Below are 14,526 nucleotides of genomic sequence, written 5' to 3' on the forward strand. Positions count from 1 at the left end.
GACGGAGGGGTCGGCCGGCACCCGCCCGGCCGGTCGCCCCTCCCCTCCGCTTCTCTCCCCTCCGCCTCCCTCGCTCCGCGTCCCTCGCTCCGCGTCCCCGATTGCCGGATTTTCTCCCCGTACGGACGAGTATCCAGCCGGCCGGCGGGCACCTGCGAACCTGCCGGGACAGCCTGGAGGGGGCCCGGCGCGGGACCCGGGTGCACAAAGCCCGGCACGGGCCGGCGAACGGGCCGGAGGCTGGAGGAAAGCGATGGGCGTACCTCGGCTGCTGCGTCGATGGCCCGTGTACCGGCAGCTCACCGGTACCGACCCGCTGGGCCGGGGCCGGGCCGCGGTGTCCGCGCGTACCGAGGCGCTGCGGCCCCGTACGGCCGGTGCCGACCGTGTCGTGCAGTCCGTCTGCCCGTACTGCGCGGTCGGCTGCGGCCAGCAGGTGTACGTCAAGGGCGAGCGGGTGGTGCAGATCGAGGGCGATCCGGACTCCCCGGTCAGCCGTGGCCGGCTGTGCCCCAAGGGGTCGGCGACGCTTCAGCTCACCACCGGGTCCGCCCGCCGCCACCAGGTCCTCCACCGGCGTCCGTACGCGTCCGACTGGGAGCCGCTCGACCTGGAAACCGCCATGGACATGGTCGCCGACCGGGTCATCGCCACCCGGCGCGAGACCTGGCAGTGGGAGCACGAGGGGCTGCGGGTGGCCCGTACGCTCGGCATCGCGAGCCTGGGCGGGGCGACCCTCGACAACGAGGAGAACTACCTGATCAAGAAGCTGCTGACCGGGCTCGGCGTGGTGCAGGTGGAGAACCAGGCCCGGGTCTGTCACAGCTCGACCGTCGCGGGGCTGGGCACCTCGTTCGGGCGGGGTGGCGCGACGACGTTCATGCAGGATCTCCAGCACGCGGACTGCATCGTCATCCAGGGCTCCAACTACGCCGAGGCGCACCCGGTCGGCTTCCAGTGGGTCATGGAGGCCAAGGCGCGCGGCGCCCGCGTCATCCACGTCGATCCGCGCTTCACGCGTACCAGTGCGCTCGCCGACCTGCACGTGCCGATCCGGGCCGGCAGCGACATCGCCTTCCTCGGCGGGATCATCAACCATGTGCTCACCGAGGAGAAGGACTTCCGGGAGTACGTGCTGGCGTACACCAACGCCGCCACGCTGATCGGCGAGGACTTCCGGGACACCGAGGACCTCGCCGGGGTCTTCTCGGGGCTTGACCAGGAGCGCCGCCACTACGACCCGGCGAGCTGGCAGTACCAGGGCGCGCAGGTGCAGGCGCCGGCCGGGGACGTGGACCAGCAGTACGAGCGCCGGGCGGGCGAGGACGGCGAGGACGGTCCGCGAGGCGGGCGGGGCGAGGAGCACGAGGTGGGGCGGCGGGTGCACGCCGCCGGGGGCTCCGAGACCCACGGCTCCGGCGGCCCCCAGGCCGCGTCCGAGGCGGCGTACGACGACACCCTCCAGCACCCGCGCTGTGTGTACCAGATCCTCAAGCGGCACTACGCGCGCTACACCCCCGAGCTGGTCGAGGAGGTCTGCGGCATCCCCCGCGAAACGTTCCTGCGGGTGTGCGAGGACCTGACCGCCAACTCCGGCCGGGAACGCACCAGCGCCTTCGTCTACGCGGTGGGCTGGACCCAGCACTCCGTCGGCTCCCAGTACATCCGCGCCGCCAGTGTGCTCCAGTTGCTGCTGGGCAACATCGGCCGGCCGGGCGGCGGCATCCAGGCGCTGCGCGGCCATGCCTCCATCCAGGGCTCCAGCGACATCCCCACCCTGTTCAACCTGCTGCCCGGCTACCTCCCCATGCCGCACGCCCACGCCCACCAGGACCTGGACACCTTCATCGCGGCCAGCCGCACCGAGAAGGGATTCTGGGGCGAGATGCGGGCCTACTTCGTGAGTCTGCTCAAGGCGTACTACGGTGACGCGGCGACCGCGGAGAACGACTGGTGCTTCGACCACCTGCCGCGGCTGACGGGCTCGCACAGCACGTACGACACGGTGCTCGCCCAGCTCGACGGGGTGTGCAAGGGCTACTTCCTGATGGGTGAGAACCCGGCCGTCGGCTCCGCCAACACCCGGCTGCAGCGCCTGGGCATGGCGAACCTGGACTGGCTGGTGGTGCGGGACTTCTCCCTGATCGAGTCCGCGACCTGGTGGCGGGACGGGCCCGAGACCGAGACCGGAGAGCTGCGCACCGAGGACATCGGTACGGAGGTGTTCTTCTTCCCCGCCGCCTCGCACACCGAGAAGTCCGGGTCGTTCACCAACACCAACCGCTGGGTCCAGTGGCACCACGCCGCCGTCGAGCCCGAGGGCGACGCCCGCAGCGACCTGTGGTTCATGTACCACCTGGGCCGCCGCATCAAGGAGAAGCTGGCCGCTTCCACCGATCCGATGGACCGCGCCGTACTGGATCTGACCTGGGACTATCCCGTCCAGGGACCGCTGGAGGAGCCGGTGGCCGCCGCCGTGCTCGCGGAGATCAACGGGCAGGGTCCGGACGGGTCGCCGCTGTCCGCGTACACGGAACTGAGGGACGACGGGTCCACGCGCTGCGGCTGCTGGATCTACTGCGGGGTCTACGCGGACGGCGTCAACCGGGCCGCGTGCCGCACCCCGCACACCGAGCAGGACTGGGTGGCGGCCGGGTGGGCCTGGGCCTGGCCGGCGAACCGCCGCATCCTGTACAACCGGGCCTCCGCCGCGCCGGACGGCACACCGTGGAGCGAGCGCAAGGCGTACGTGTGGTGGGACGGCGCACAGGGGAAGTGGACCGGGTACGACGTACCCGACTTCATCCCCGACCGGGCGCCCGACCACGTACCGCCACCGGGGGCGAGCGGACCGGACGCGCTGCGCGGGGACGATCCCTTCATCATGCAGGCGGACGGCAAGGGCTGGCTCTACGCGCCCGCAGGGCTCGTGGACGGCCCGCTGCCCACGCACTACGAGCCGCAGGACTCCCCCTTCACCAACGCCCTCTACCCCGCCCACCGGCGTTCGCCCGTACGCAAGGTCTACTCCCGCGAGGGCAACCGCTACCACCCCAGCGGGCACGAGCCGGGGGCGGAGGTCTTTCCGTACGTGGTCACCACCCACCGGCTGACCGAGCACTTCACCGCCGGCGGGATGAGCCGCTGGTCACCGTATCTAGCCGAGCTGCAGCCGGAGTTCTTCTGCGAGGTCTCCCCGCACCTCGCGGCCGAACGCGGGCTGGAGCACGGGGGCTGGGCGACCATCGTCACCGCGCGCAACGCGGTCGAGGCACGGGTGATGGTGACGGCGCGGATCAAGCCGCTGACCGTGCACGGCCGTACGGTCCATCAGATCGGTCTGCCCTTCCACTGGGGGCCCAACGGCGTGGTGACCGGGGACGCGGCCAACGAGCTGGTCGCCATCGCCCTGGACCCCAACGCGCTGATCCAGGAGGACAAGGCGCTGACCGCCGACATCCGGCCGGGGCGCCGTCCCCGGGGGCCGGACCTGCCACGGCTGGTCGCCGCGTACCGCGAACGCGCGGGGATCACCGGGTCGACCGGGACGGAGGACTGACATGGCGGATCCCGCCCGCGATGCCGGGCATGTGGACGCGCCGCCACGCGTGGGGTTCTTCACCGACACCTCCGTGTGCATCGGCTGCAAGGCGTGCGAGGTGGCGTGCAAGGAGTGGAACGCCCTGCCGGAGGACGGACTGTCGCTCACCGGGATGTCGTACGACAACACCGCGGGGCTGGGCGCCTCCACCTGGCGGCATGTGGCCTTCATCGAGCAGACGGCTCCGGAGCCGGCCGGGGTACCGAAGGCGGACGGCCGCACCGAGCTGCCGCTCGCGGACGGCGGGAGCGGCGGCGGTGACCTGCGCTGGCTGATGTCCTCCGACGTCTGCAAGCACTGCACCCACGCCGCCTGCCTGGACGTCTGCCCGACCGGTTCCCTCTTCCGCACCGAGTTCGGCACGGTCGTGGTCCAGGAGGACATCTGCAACGGCTGCGGCTACTGCGTACCCGCCTGCCCGTACGGCGTCATCGAACAGCGCCCCTCCGACGGCCGCGCCTTCAAGTGCACCCTGTGTTACGACCGGCTCGGCGCCGGCCAGGAACCCGCCTGCGCCAAGGCGTGTCCCACCGAGTCGATCCGGTTCGGGCCGCTGGAGGAACTGCGCGAGCGGGCCGCGCTGCGGGTGGACCAGTTGCAGGCGGCCGGAGTGTCCGGGGCCCGGCTGTACGGCGCGGACCCCGCGAACGGCGTCGGCGGGGACGGTGCCTTCTTCCTGCTGCTCGACGAGCCGGAGGTCTACGGGCTGCCGCCGGATCCCGTGGTCACCACCCGCGACCTGCCCACCATGTGGAAGCACGCGGGTGGCGCCGCGCTGTCCCTGGTGGGCGGCTTCCTGCTGTCCTTCGTGCTGTCCGGACGCCCGCAGGGAACGGCCCGGCGGAAGGGGCGACGATGAACGGTCCGGCGCGGGCGCGGCACGGGGACGGATCACACGGGGACGGATCACACGGGGACAAGCGGCACGGGGACGGGCGGCACGGAGACGGGCGGCGCGACGAAAGGCGGCGGCGCGGCGGGGAGGAGCCCATGGTGCCGCGGGCCCAGTTCGCCCCGTCCTCCTCGTACTACGGCAGGCCCGTCATCAAGGCCCCGTCGTGGGCCGCCCGGGACATCGCCGGGTACTTCTTCCTCGGCGGACTGGCCGGCGCCGGGTCGGTGCTCGCCGCGGGCGCGCAGCTCACCGGCCGCGGGAGAACCGCGAAGGGCATGAAGGTCTCCTCCCTCACCGCGATCGCGCTCTCCACCGCGGCGCTCGTCCACGACCTCGGCCGGCCGAGCCGGTTCCCGCACATGCTGCGGGTCCTGAAGCCGACCTCGCCGATGAGCGTCGGCTCCTGGCTGCTGGCCGCGTACGGGCCGGCGGCCGGAGCCGCGGCCGGGTGCGCGGTGACCGGGCTGCTGCCCGTGGCGGGCGCCGCCGCGACCGCGGGCGCCGCGCTGCTGGGGCCGGCCGTGGCCTCGTACACGGCGGTACTGGCGGCGGACACGGCCGTGCCGGCCTGGCACGGCGCCCACCGTGAACTGCCCTACCTCTTCACCGCCTCCGCCACCGCGGCGGCCTGCGGTATGGCACTGGTCCTCGGCCCCGTCCGGGAGAACGCTCCCGCACGGCACGCGGCCGTACTGGCGGCGGGGGCGGAGGCCGCCGCGCACCGGGCGGTGGAGCGACGGCTCGGTATGGTCGCCGAGACCTGCCGGGAGGGGCGGGCGGGCACGCTGCTGCGCGCGGCCCGGCTGCTCACCGCGGCCGGTGCGGCCACCGCGGCGCTCATGGGGCGCCGCAGCCGTACGGCGGCCGTGGCGGGAGGTCTGGCGCTGCTGGCGGGCTCCGCCTGCACCCGGTTCGGGGTGTTCGCGGCCGGCATCGCCTCGGCCGAGGACCCCAAGTACACGGTGGTGCCACAGCGGGCGGGCCGGACATCGGACGGGGGCCGGGCACCGGACGCGGACCCGGGCCGAGGCCGGCCGTAGAGGGCACCGACCCGGCCGGGAGTCCTCAGGCGACCGGGAGTCCTCAAGCGGCCGGGAGTCCTCAGCCGGCCGGGTCGCCGCTCCCGCCGAAGACGTCGCCGTCCCCGGAGCGCACGATGCGCGCCCCCATGTTCCGCTTCATCATCCGCAGCGCGGCGTCCGCGAGGTCCTGGTGGATGTGGGCGACGGCGTCCTGGACCACGGTGACGTCCAGGTGCCGGATGTGGGCGTCCAGGGCCGAATAGAGAATGCACTGTTCGGTCACCTGGCCGCACAGCACGATCCGGCCGATCCCGTTCTGGCTCAGCAGATATTCCAGCGGAGTCTGGTAGAAAATGGAGTGCCGGGCCTTGACGACGAACATCGCGTCGGCGTCCGGGCGGATCGGCTCGACCAGATCGGCGTGCGGGCCGTTCAGCGCCATTTCCAGGATTTCGTCGTGGTGCGACCGCCAGCGGCCGAAATTGTCGTTGACGTAGATGACGTCGACGTTGTCGGCCCGCGCCCTTTCGAGCAGTCCGCGCATCCCGGGGAGTGCGTCGCGGACGGACGGCAGCAACTGCTGGGCGTCCGCGTGCCGATACGTGTTGATCATGTCGACCACTATCAGGGCGGTCTTCCGTACGGCGCTTTCTCGCCCGGTACTCTCTCGCCCGGCACTCTCTCCCACGGCGCTCCTTCGCACGGCGCTCCTCGTCCTTTCCGCTTGCCGAGGCGTGAGGTGTCACACCACCCGTTCCCGCCTCTCCTCCCTTTCCACGGCCCGGCGTATGCGCGAGCAGGTTCCGCTGAGAATGCGGGAGACGTGCATCTGCGAGAGGTGGCATTCCCGCGCGATACGGCTCTGGGTCATGTCGCAGAAATACCGCAGGTAGAGGATGCGGCGTTCCCGCTCCGGGAGGCTGCGCAGCTTGTGCCGGACCGTCTCGCGCAGGACCACCCGGTCATACCCTGGCTCGGACGCTCCCAGCGTGTCCGCGAGGGAGTAACCGTCCTCGGCGCCGGCGGACACCTCGGCGTCCAGGGACAGCGGTTTGTAGCTCTCCATCGCCGTCCTTCCCACGCGTACCTCATCCTCGCTCAGTCCGGTGTGCTCGGCGACCTGGGCGACCGACGGGGTGCGGTGGTCCACGGCGGCGCTCAGTTCGCGCGTACCGCTGCGGACCTGATTGCGCAGTTCCTGGACGCGGCGGGGCACATGAACGCCCCATGTGTGGTCGCGGAAATGCCGTTTGATCTCCCCGACGATGGTCGGCACGGCAAAGCTCTCGAAGGCGTGCCCACGCCCGGGATCGAAGCGGTCCACCGCTTTCACCAGGCCCAGCGAGGCGATCTGCCGGAGGTCCTCCGCGGATTCGCCACGGTTGTGAAAGCGGGTGGACAGCCGTTCCGCCATGGGCAGCCATTCCCGGATCACCTGCTGCCGCAGTTCGCGCTTCTCCGGGCCTTCGGGAAGGGAGACCAGCTTTTCGATGGAGGGAACAGGGGTGGAAGCGGGGGTGGCGACAGTGGGGGCGGGGGCGGCAACTGCGGGGGGCATGGCGGCTTCACTCTCCCTCGTACGCGTCGGTCCCGGGCGGCGATTCCGACCCGGGCTCACCCTGCGCCTCCCCAGTGACGCGGACGTCACACCGGTTGGCGCGCCTCATCGCAGCGCGGGCAGCAGCACCAGCGCCGTCACCGTGATGCCGGCCAGCGCGCAGGCGACGTAGTCGCCGATGTGCCCGGAGTGCAGCCGGCGCAGCGGCGCGGTCCACCGTGCGGGGTCGGTGCGGGCGCCGGGACGCAGGGACCACCGCGCCAGGGCCGTGGCGAGCGCCGCGGAGAGCAGCCCGAGCGCGATACCGGAGACCGTCCAGTGCGGCGCGGGAGTGGGAGCGGGGATGACAGGGGTGGTACGGGTGCCCAGTACGGCGGCGGCGTAGCCCGCGTGGTCGGTGAAGGCGTCGGCGGCCCGGCCGATCGCCGCGTGCAGTTCCGGGACCAGGCCCACCACCGGTACGGCCGCCAGCAGGGCGATCGGCACCGCGAGCATGGTGTCCGGGATCCGGTTGAGCGGGCCGCGCGTCTCGGGCTCCTCGTGCGCGCCGCTCGTCCCGTCCGGAAAGTCCGCGGCCCGGCGGTTGCCGTCCGGGGAGTTCCGGCCCGGCCGGTTGCCGGCCGAGGGGTGGCCGGCCGGCGGATTCCCCTGTGGCGAGGCGTCGTACGGCGGGGTGCTCCCGGAGCGTTCGCCGAGCCCCAGGAAGACACGGGCGGCGGCCCGCAGCACCGCTCCCCCGGTGACCGCCGACACCGCCACGAACAGTACGGTCGGCCCGACGCCCGCCGCCTCCTCGGTGAGCGCCTTGCCCAGCCCCGTGGCGAAGAGCGGCAGTCCGGCCAGGGCCAGGCCGCCGAGCCCGTACAGCACGCCGATCAGGGGGAGTTCGCGGCCCCGGCCGTGCAGGGCGTGTTCGTCCACGCTGCTGAAGCGGTCCAGGAGGATGCCCGTACAGGCGAACAGGGCGGCTTTCACACCCGCGTGGCCGAGAACGTAGACGGCGGTGCCCGCGACGCCCTGCGGGGTGAGGACCGCGATGCCGACGAGGAACAGTCCGGTGTGGGCGACGGTGGAGAAGGCGAGCAGTCGCTTGAGGTGACGCTGCTGCCAGCACATGACGGCGCCGGTGACCGCGGTGAGTGCGCCGAGGGCGAGCAGCGCACGGTGGGCGTCCTCGGCGGGAATGCCACCGGGGCCGGCGAAGACGGTCCAGTACACCCGGGCCGTGCCGTACACCCCCAGTTCGACCATGACGCCGGAGAGCAGCATGCACACCGGCGTGGGCGCGACCGCGTGGGCGTCGGGCAGCCAGAAGTGGAAGGGGACGGCCGCCGCCTTGATGAGCAGGCCGGTCAGGACGAGGACGAAGGCGGTCAGAACGAGCAGGCCGGGCCGCTGCGCCGCCTCGTCGGCCAGTGCGCTCCCCGTACGGGTGAGGGCGTCGCCACTTCCCGGACCGGCGCCGGCCCGGGCGTCCAGCCGCGCGCCGATCTGGGCCAGGCCGAGTTCGCCGGTGCGCCCGTACAGCAGGGCGATGCCCAGCAGCGTCGCGTAACCGCCGAGGGAGTTGACGATGCCGAAGGTCAGCGCGCCCTGGACGGCGCGGGCCTCCTCGACGCGGTAGCCGGTCAGGGCGTACGCGACGACGCCCATCAGCTCGAAGAAGACGAAGGCGTTGAAGAGGTCGCCGGTGAGCACGAAGCCGCACATGCCCGCCTGGAAGATCAGGACCAGCGCGGGGAAGGTGCCCGCCGGGCGGTGCGGCCGTTCGTCGAAGTACCGCCAGGAATAGGCGAGTACGGCCACGACGAGCAGGGAGGCGAGGACCGCCAGGCCCACCCCGACGCGGTCCCCGACCAGGACGATGCCCACGCCCGCGCCGCCGTGCGGGTGCCAGCCGCCGAGCCACTCGACGGCGGGCGGCCCCGGGGCGCCGCCGGTCCCGCCCGTGCCGTGCCCGGTGGCGGGGGGCGTACGCAGGAGTACGGACAGCGCCAGGGCGGCGGTGCCGGCCGCGAAGGCGCAGCCCAGCGCCTCGGCGGCGACCCGGGGCAGCCGCCGGCCGACCGCGACCAGCAGGGCCGCGCCGAGCAGCGGCGTGGCCACGATCAGGGGCAGTGTCCCGGCGGCGGTCACCCGCGCAGCTCCGAGAGTTCGTCCGGGTCGACGGTGCCGTGCCGCTTGGCGACCTGGACGACGAGGGCGAGCAGCAGCGCGGTGACGGTGGCGCCCACGACGACGTCCGTGAGCGCCAGGGCCTGTACGACGGGGTCGACGACCGGGCGGGAGCCGGGGCGCAGATCGGAGAAGACGGGTGCGGTGCCGCCGTCGCGGTAGCCGATGGCCAGCAGCAGGACGTAGGTGGCGGACTGGCAGACGGCCAGGCAGCCGACGGCGTGGATGAGGTTGCGGCTGGTGGCCAGCCCGTAGCAGCCGATCAGGAAGATCCAGCCGGCCACGAGATACGGCAGCACGCTCATGTCCCGCCCGTCTCCTTCCCCGTGCCCCTGTCCGGGCTCGGATCGGTGTCGATGCCGGTGTTGGTGCCGGCGTCAGTGTTGGTGTTGGTACCTGCGTCGGAGTCCGCGTCCTGGTCGGGGCCGCCGGGCCCGTCCTCGATCTCGACCGCCTGGTCGAGGAAGGAGGCGAGGAGGACCACGACCCCGCTGGCGACCTCCACCCCGATCGCGGCGTTCAGCAGCGGTACGGTGCCGCCGGAGGCGAGGGTGTTAAAGGTCCCGTACGGGAGGACGTTGGCGAGGTAGGCGGTGCCGGCGAGGGTGCCGGCCACGCCCAGCAGCAGGTAGGCAGCCTCCCCGGCGCCGTCCGCCACCGCGTACAGGCCGACCGGCCGGATCCGTTCCAGGGCCCGGTAGTCCACAGCGACGTACAGCAGGTGCAGCGAGGTCGCCACGACCACGCCGCCCTGGAAGCCGCCGCCCGGGCTGAGCTGGCCGTGTGCGACGACGTACAGCCCGATGAGCAGGGTGACCGGCAGGGCGATCAGCGCGTACCGGCGTACGGGCGGGGAGACCCGCGCGGGCCGCGGCGGGACCCGGTGCTCGTCGCGGGTCTGGCGCAGCAGGACGACGGTGCCCAGCGCGGCGCAGAAGAGGATGGACTCCTCGCCCAGGGTGTCGAAGGCCCGCTGGTCGAAGTTGACGGACGCGATGACGTTGGCGGTGTGCCGGGCGAGCGAGGCGTGGACGGAGCGGTCGCCGTACGGGTGCGCGGCACCGCCGAAGCCCGGCAGTTCCAGTGCCGCGCCGACCAGCAGGACGGCCACGCCCAGGCCGCCCAGCGCCAGTACCCACAAGCGCGCCCGTCTGCTCAATCCCGCCCCTCCCCTCGTTCCCGCCGCTGTTCCGGCCCGGAATCCGGCTCCGGCTCCGGCTCCGGATTCGGATTCGGATTCGGTTCCGGATTCCGATCCGGCGCGGGATCCCGCTCCGGCCCGGAAAGTCCTCGGTCCCGCTCTCCTCCCCGCCCCTGCGGCGTACCTTCCGTACGGACAGCAACACCATCAGCGGGGTGAGCGCGGAGCCCACCGCGAGCTGGGACAGTGCCACGTCCGGCGCCTGGAGGGCGGTGAACAGCAGGGCCAGGCTCAGGCCGAGCACGGCCAGTACGGTCGCCTGCCGTACGGGGTCGCGGACCAGTACGGCGACGGTCGCGGCGGCCGTGACCAGCGCCAGGGTGAGCACGATCACCGGGTCATCCACCGGACCCCCGGCGCTCTCCCGACGGCCGGCCCTCCGCGTTCGGCCCGCTCGCTTCGGACGGGCGGCCCTCCCCCGTCAGGGCGCGGGTGGACAGAACGTTGCCGGCCACCAGCAGGGCACCGATGACGAGCGTCTTGACCGTGGCCCGGCCCGGGTCCGTGGCCAGGCACAGCGGCAGCACCACGAGGGCCGCCGCCGTCGCCACGAGCGGTGTCAGGGCGCGGGCGACCCGTCCGCGCGGCGGATCCGCGGCCAGTTCGTCCTCCAGCAGCCGGGCGAAGACCAAGGTGCCCGCCGGGCCCAGCACGGCCAGGACGAGAGCCAGATCGGCGTACGCGGGACGCTCGTACCCCTGCGCGAGCAGCAGCAGGACCAGACAGCCGGCCGGTGTGGCGACGTTCTGGGCCAGCACCCGCCGCCGTACGGGACCGCCGGCCGCGCCCCATACGGCGGGCGCGACACCGACGAGCAGCAGCGCCACGGCGGCGGCCGACCAGCCGTTCACCAGAACCGGCCGTCCGGCACGGGGGCGTCGGGCCGGGCGGCTCTGCGGGCCGCACGGGCGGCGAAGGCCGCGAGCAGCGCGGCGGCGGCTCCCACGCCCCACTCCAGGGCGTCGACCGCACTGATCAGCACCACCCACAGTCCGGTCAGCGCGGCCCAGCACCCGGCCAGTTCGGCGACCGCCGCGCCCCGCACCGCCACACCGCGCGCCCGCGTACCACCGGCCCCACGGTCACCGTTACCGGCCCCGCCGTCACCGCCACCGGACCCACCACCGTTCATGGGCTCACCTCCGGCCTCGCGTACCCGGGCGTCAGGCTCTCATGCGCCCCTCCCGCGCCCGGGGAAACGCGCCGGTGACACCGCGTCCGCCGGGTCACGGCACGGGGGCAGCACGGCAGGCGCGGCGGTAGACGGCGAGAGGAAGCGAGAGGAAGCGAGGGACAGCCGGCGGCAAGCACAGAGCCGGGCCGGCCGTCAGGCCCCGACGGTGCCGTCGATGCCTTCGCGCAGGAAGTCGGCGTGGCCGTTGTGCCGGGCGTACTCAAGGGTCACATGAAGCATCACCAGCCGCAGGGACACGTCCTCGCCCCACCGGGGCTGATGGCCGGTCACCTCCAGCGACTCCGCCGCCGCCTCGATCCGGCGGGCGTGATCGACCTCCGTGCGCCATGCCTCGAACGCCTCCGTCCGGGAGGCCGTGCTCACGTCGTACGCCACCTGGTAGTCGCCCTCGGCGGACCACACCAGCGGTATGTCCTCCTTGTTGATCACTCGGCGGAACCAGGTGCGTTCCACCTCGGCCAGGTGCCGGACCAGACCGAGCAGCGAGAGCGTCGAGGGCGGCATGGAACGCCGGCGCAGTTCCTCGTCCGAAAGTCCTCGCACTTCATGGCGAGCGTCGCCCGATGGAAGTCGAGGCAGCCGCGCAGCGTTTCGCGTTCCCCCGCCGTCAGAGGCGGTCCGATGCGTTCGACGGTCACTGGCGAAGTCCTTCCCACGGATGACAAAGGGGCGCTGTGGCGGTTCTGGTGGTTCTGGCGGTTCTGTTGGTTCTGGTGGGTGACCTTAACCGGCTCGTTCCACGGCCTGCCTGTTGAACAACTGGCTTGTTCCGTACGGCCTCGGTGGAATTCCGGGCGTACGCCCCCTCGTAGGCCGGACGGCGGGCGCCGATGGGGAAGAAGAAGGGAGGGGGACCGTCGACGGGAGGCTGACTCCATGGCCCAGGCACACCGTGACGAGAAGGCGCACGCCGCGCCCGTGGCAGGCGCGGCGGAGGTCACATCCGAAAAGCACGAGGAGTCCGCGACCTGTGAGCAGGACAGGCATCACAGGCATCACGGGCACCACGAGCGGTACGCGCTGTTCGGGACGGCCGAAACGTATCCGCGGTACGGCGGGCGGGCGGCACCCGGGACGGACGCGGACGGTCCCGTGTCCGGTCTCGCCGGTGATCTCGCGTTGCCCATCGGGTGCGCGGCGTCCGCGCTGCTGATCGTCGCTCTGATGCTCACCGACGGCCGGGCGCACCTGTGGTGGTGTCTCGGGGCCTTCGCCCTGCTGTCCGCGCTGGTGGCCGCGCTGGGCCGGATGCGCTGGGCGCCCGCCGTCGCCGCGGTCTGCTGGCTCTTCTTCGACGGTTTCATCGTCAACCGGGACGCCGAACTCACCTGGAACCCCACCGGCCTGGAGAGCCTGGCCGTATTGCTGTTCACCGGCCTGACGGGGGCCGCCGCCACCGCCTTGGCGCACGCCGTCCGGCACGGCGCCCCGGCCCGTCACCGGTGGTCGCTGCGCGTGCGGCTCTCCCGCGCCGCACCGCCGGCGTCCGCCGAGCAGCCCGTGCCGCGCCTGCCCTGACCAGCCCGACGGGTCCGAGGGGTCCGACGGGTCCGACGAGCCCGACGGGTCCGATGAGCCTGACGGGACCGACGGGGCGACAGGTGACGTAGATACACGGGTAACTCCCGGGAAAACAAGAATGCGGGTGCCGGACCGTGCCCGTTATCGTCGCCGGGACGCCGGTTCCGCACGTCACGTCCTGACCGTGAACAGCAACGAAAGGTGCGCGCAGCCATGCCCACGCCCGGCCCCGCCTCTGTGCCCGCTCCCGGACCCGCCGCGTCCGGCACGCCGCATCCGGCGTGGGACCGGCCCGGCGTCGTGGTGATCACCGGCATCCAGGCGGCCGGGAAGTCGACCGTGGCCCAGGCCCTCGCCGAGCGGCTGAGCCGTTCTGTGCATCTGCGGGGCGACACGTTCCGCCGTATGGTCGTCAACGGCGCGGTGCCCATGACACCCGACGCCGACGAGCGGGCGCTGGCCCAGCTCCGGCTGCGCCACCGGCTCACGGCGGTGAGTGCCGATCAGTACGCCTCCGAGGGCTTCACGGTCATCGCCCAGGACATCCTCCTCGGTGAGCATCTGCGCGAACTCACCGGGCAGATCAGGACCCGGCCGCTCGCGGTGGTGGTGCTGGCCCCCCGGCCGCCGGTCGTCGCGGCACGTGAGGCGGCCCGGCCCAAGACCGCCTACGGCGCCGACTGGAGCGTGGCGGACCTGGACCGGGGGCTGCGCGAGAGCACCCCGCGCATCGGCCTATGGCTGGACACCTCGGAGCAGACCGTCGCACAGACCGTGGAGGAGATCCTCGCCCGGGCCTGGACCGAGGGCGCCGTCGGCTGAGCCCGGCCGCGCCCGGGATTCAGTACCCCTTGGGCGGCCGGGTGGGATCCGCCTGTTGTACGCGGGCCGCGAAGTTGGAGCCGGACCGGTTGACCCCGTACCGGTCGCGTACGTAATGGACCGTCGCGGCCATGCACGCCTGGACGTCGTACGGGGTGCGGGCGGTCCCCTCGTGGTGGTACCTGGCGAAGGTCGGCGGTATGCACTGGGTGGCGCCGCGCGAGCAGTTCCGGGGGTGGCCGTCGGAGACGATGGGCCCCCGCGCGTTGGAGTCCGTGGTGTTCACCCGCCAGCGCGGGTCGTTGTAGGCCGATTCGCGCAGGGCGATGGTGAGCAGCGCCGGGATGCCGTACCGCGGGTCCATGCCCGTGAGTTCGCAGACCCGCCAGGCGTGCTCGCCCATGGCACGTTTCCCGGAACCGCCGTCGGGGTCGTCGTACTCGACCTCGGACAGGTCGAGCGGGTCCACCCCTTGGTCGGTCCTCTCGTCGCCGGGCCGGTCGTCCGTCGTGTCACCGATCACGTTCTTGTCCCCC

General features: G+C 72.8%; 13 protein-coding genes and 2 pseudogenes. 5 read left to right on the top strand and 10 right to left on the bottom strand.

Going from position 1 to position 14,526, the window contains the following annotated elements; all coding sequences use genetic code 11:
- Positions 1–253 precede the first annotated feature (253 nt).
- The 3 genes from fdh to nrfD all read left to right on the top strand — a co-directional run bounded on the left by fdh (position 254) and on the right by nrfD (position 5,536).
- Positions 254–3,559, top strand: coding sequence for a formate dehydrogenase (gene fdh / locus KGS77_RS03220; RefSeq protein ID WP_242578582.1), 3,306 nt, complete (start codon positions 254–256; stop codon positions 3,557–3,559).
- A 1-nt stretch (position 3,560) separates the two neighbouring features.
- Entirely contained in the window at positions 3,561–4,460 is a 900-nt protein-coding gene (locus KGS77_RS03225; protein WP_242578583.1) for a 4Fe-4S dicluster domain-containing protein, read from the top strand.
- A gap of 131 nt (positions 4,461–4,591) precedes the next feature.
- Positions 4,592–5,536 carry an NrfD/PsrC family molybdoenzyme membrane anchor subunit gene (gene nrfD, locus KGS77_RS03230; protein ID WP_242578584.1) on the top strand — a complete coding sequence of 315 codons (945 nt, stop codon included), beginning with the start codon at positions 4,592–4,594 and terminating at the stop codon, positions 5,534–5,536.
- Between the two features lie 61 nt (positions 5,537–5,597).
- On the opposite strand, the gene KGS77_RS03235 is transcribed toward nrfD, so the two are convergent.
- The 9 genes and pseudogenes from KGS77_RS03235 to KGS77_RS03275 all read right to left on the bottom strand — a co-directional run bounded on the left by KGS77_RS03235 (position 5,598) and on the right by KGS77_RS03275 (position 12,285).
- Entirely contained in the window at positions 5,598–6,206 is a 609-nt protein-coding gene (locus KGS77_RS03235) for an isochorismatase family cysteine hydrolase (RefSeq protein WP_277994180.1), read from the bottom strand.
- 54 nt (positions 6,207–6,260) lie between these two features.
- The gene (locus tag KGS77_RS03240; RefSeq protein WP_242578586.1) at positions 6,261–7,076 is read right to left on the bottom strand and encodes a SigB/SigF/SigG family RNA polymerase sigma factor; all 816 of its coding nucleotides are present in this window, start codon (positions 7,074–7,076) and stop codon (positions 6,261–6,263) included.
- A gap of 105 nt (positions 7,077–7,181) precedes the next feature.
- Positions 7,182–9,212 (bottom strand): complex I subunit 5 family protein, encoded by a 2,031-nt coding sequence (locus tag KGS77_RS03245; protein WP_242578587.1) that lies wholly within the window; start codon positions 9,210–9,212, stop codon positions 7,182–7,184.
- Positions 9,209–9,556: a sodium:proton antiporter gene (locus KGS77_RS03250; protein WP_242578588.1), complete on the bottom strand. Its 348-nt coding sequence runs from the start codon at positions 9,554–9,556 to the stop codon at positions 9,209–9,211. The genes KGS77_RS03245 and KGS77_RS03250 overlap by 4 nt, the downstream gene beginning before the upstream one ends.
- Positions 9,553–10,410, bottom strand: a complete 858-nt coding sequence (locus tag KGS77_RS03255; protein WP_242578589.1) for an MnhB domain-containing protein — start codon at positions 10,408–10,410, stop codon at positions 9,553–9,555. Before KGS77_RS03255 ends, KGS77_RS03250 begins: the two co-directional genes overlap by 4 nt.
- Positions 10,411–10,564: 154 nt before the next feature.
- Positions 10,565–10,798 (bottom strand): annotated as a pseudogene (locus KGS77_RS03260) (DUF4040 domain-containing protein); the annotation flags it as partial.
- The gene (locus KGS77_RS03265) at positions 10,791–11,303 is read right to left on the bottom strand and encodes an MrpF/PhaF family protein (RefSeq protein WP_242578590.1); all 513 of its coding nucleotides are present in this window, start codon (positions 11,301–11,303) and stop codon (positions 10,791–10,793) included. The pseudogene KGS77_RS03260 and the gene KGS77_RS03265, both read right to left, overlap by 8 nt.
- Complete coding sequence (locus tag KGS77_RS03270) at positions 11,300–11,503, bottom strand: hypothetical protein (protein WP_242587272.1); 204 nt, start codon at positions 11,501–11,503, stop codon at positions 11,300–11,302. Before KGS77_RS03270 ends, KGS77_RS03265 begins: the two co-directional genes overlap by 4 nt.
- Before the next feature lie 276 nt (positions 11,504–11,779).
- Positions 11,780–12,285: pseudogene (locus tag KGS77_RS03275) on the bottom strand (DinB family protein).
- Between the two features lie 238 nt (positions 12,286–12,523).
- On the opposite strand from KGS77_RS03275, the gene KGS77_RS03280 reads away from it, so the two are divergent.
- On the top strand, positions 12,524–13,165 hold the full coding sequence (locus KGS77_RS03280; protein WP_242578591.1) for a hypothetical protein: 642 nt from the start codon (positions 12,524–12,526) through the stop codon (positions 13,163–13,165).
- 216 nt (positions 13,166–13,381) lie between these two features.
- Positions 13,382–13,990 (top strand): AAA family ATPase, encoded by a 609-nt coding sequence (locus KGS77_RS03285; RefSeq protein ID WP_242578592.1) that lies wholly within the window; start codon positions 13,382–13,384, stop codon positions 13,988–13,990.
- Between the two features lie 19 nt (positions 13,991–14,009).
- Here the strand turns inward: KGS77_RS03285 and KGS77_RS03290 are convergent, their stop codons facing one another.
- Entirely contained in the window at positions 14,010–14,513 is a 504-nt protein-coding gene (locus KGS77_RS03290) for a hypothetical protein (RefSeq protein WP_242578593.1), read from the bottom strand.
- Positions 14,514–14,526 lie beyond the last annotated feature (13 nt).

Origin of the sequence: Streptomyces sp. MST-110588, assembly GCF_022695595.1 — a bacterium.
In the GTDB taxonomy this organism is placed as follows: Bacteria; Actinomycetota; Actinomycetes; order Streptomycetales; family Streptomycetaceae; genus Streptomyces.

What these genes read in the sequence shown, in the direction of transcription:
- fdh (WP_242578582.1), top strand. Translation starts at nt 254, where the DNA reads ATGGGCGTACCTCGGCTGCTGCGTCGATGGCCCGTGTACCGGCAGCTC.
- KGS77_RS03225 (WP_242578583.1), top strand. Translation starts at nt 3,561, where the DNA reads ATGGCGGATCCCGCCCGCGATGCCGGGCATGTGGACGCGCCGCCACGC.
- nrfD (WP_242578584.1), top strand. Translation starts at nt 4,592, where the DNA reads ATGGTGCCGCGGGCCCAGTTCGCCCCGTCCTCCTCGTACTACGGCAGG.
- KGS77_RS03240 (WP_242578586.1), bottom strand. Translation starts at nt 7,076, where the DNA reads ATGCCCCCCGCAGTTGCCGCCCCCGCCCCCACTGTCGCCACCCCCGCT.
- KGS77_RS03250 (WP_242578588.1), bottom strand. Translation starts at nt 9,556, where the DNA reads ATGAGCGTGCTGCCGTATCTCGTGGCCGGCTGGATCTTCCTGATCGGC.
- KGS77_RS03280 (WP_242578591.1), top strand. Translation starts at nt 12,524, where the DNA reads ATGGCCCAGGCACACCGTGACGAGAAGGCGCACGCCGCGCCCGTGGCA.
- KGS77_RS03285 (WP_242578592.1), top strand. Translation starts at nt 13,382, where the DNA reads ATGCCCACGCCCGGCCCCGCCTCTGTGCCCGCTCCCGGACCCGCCGCG.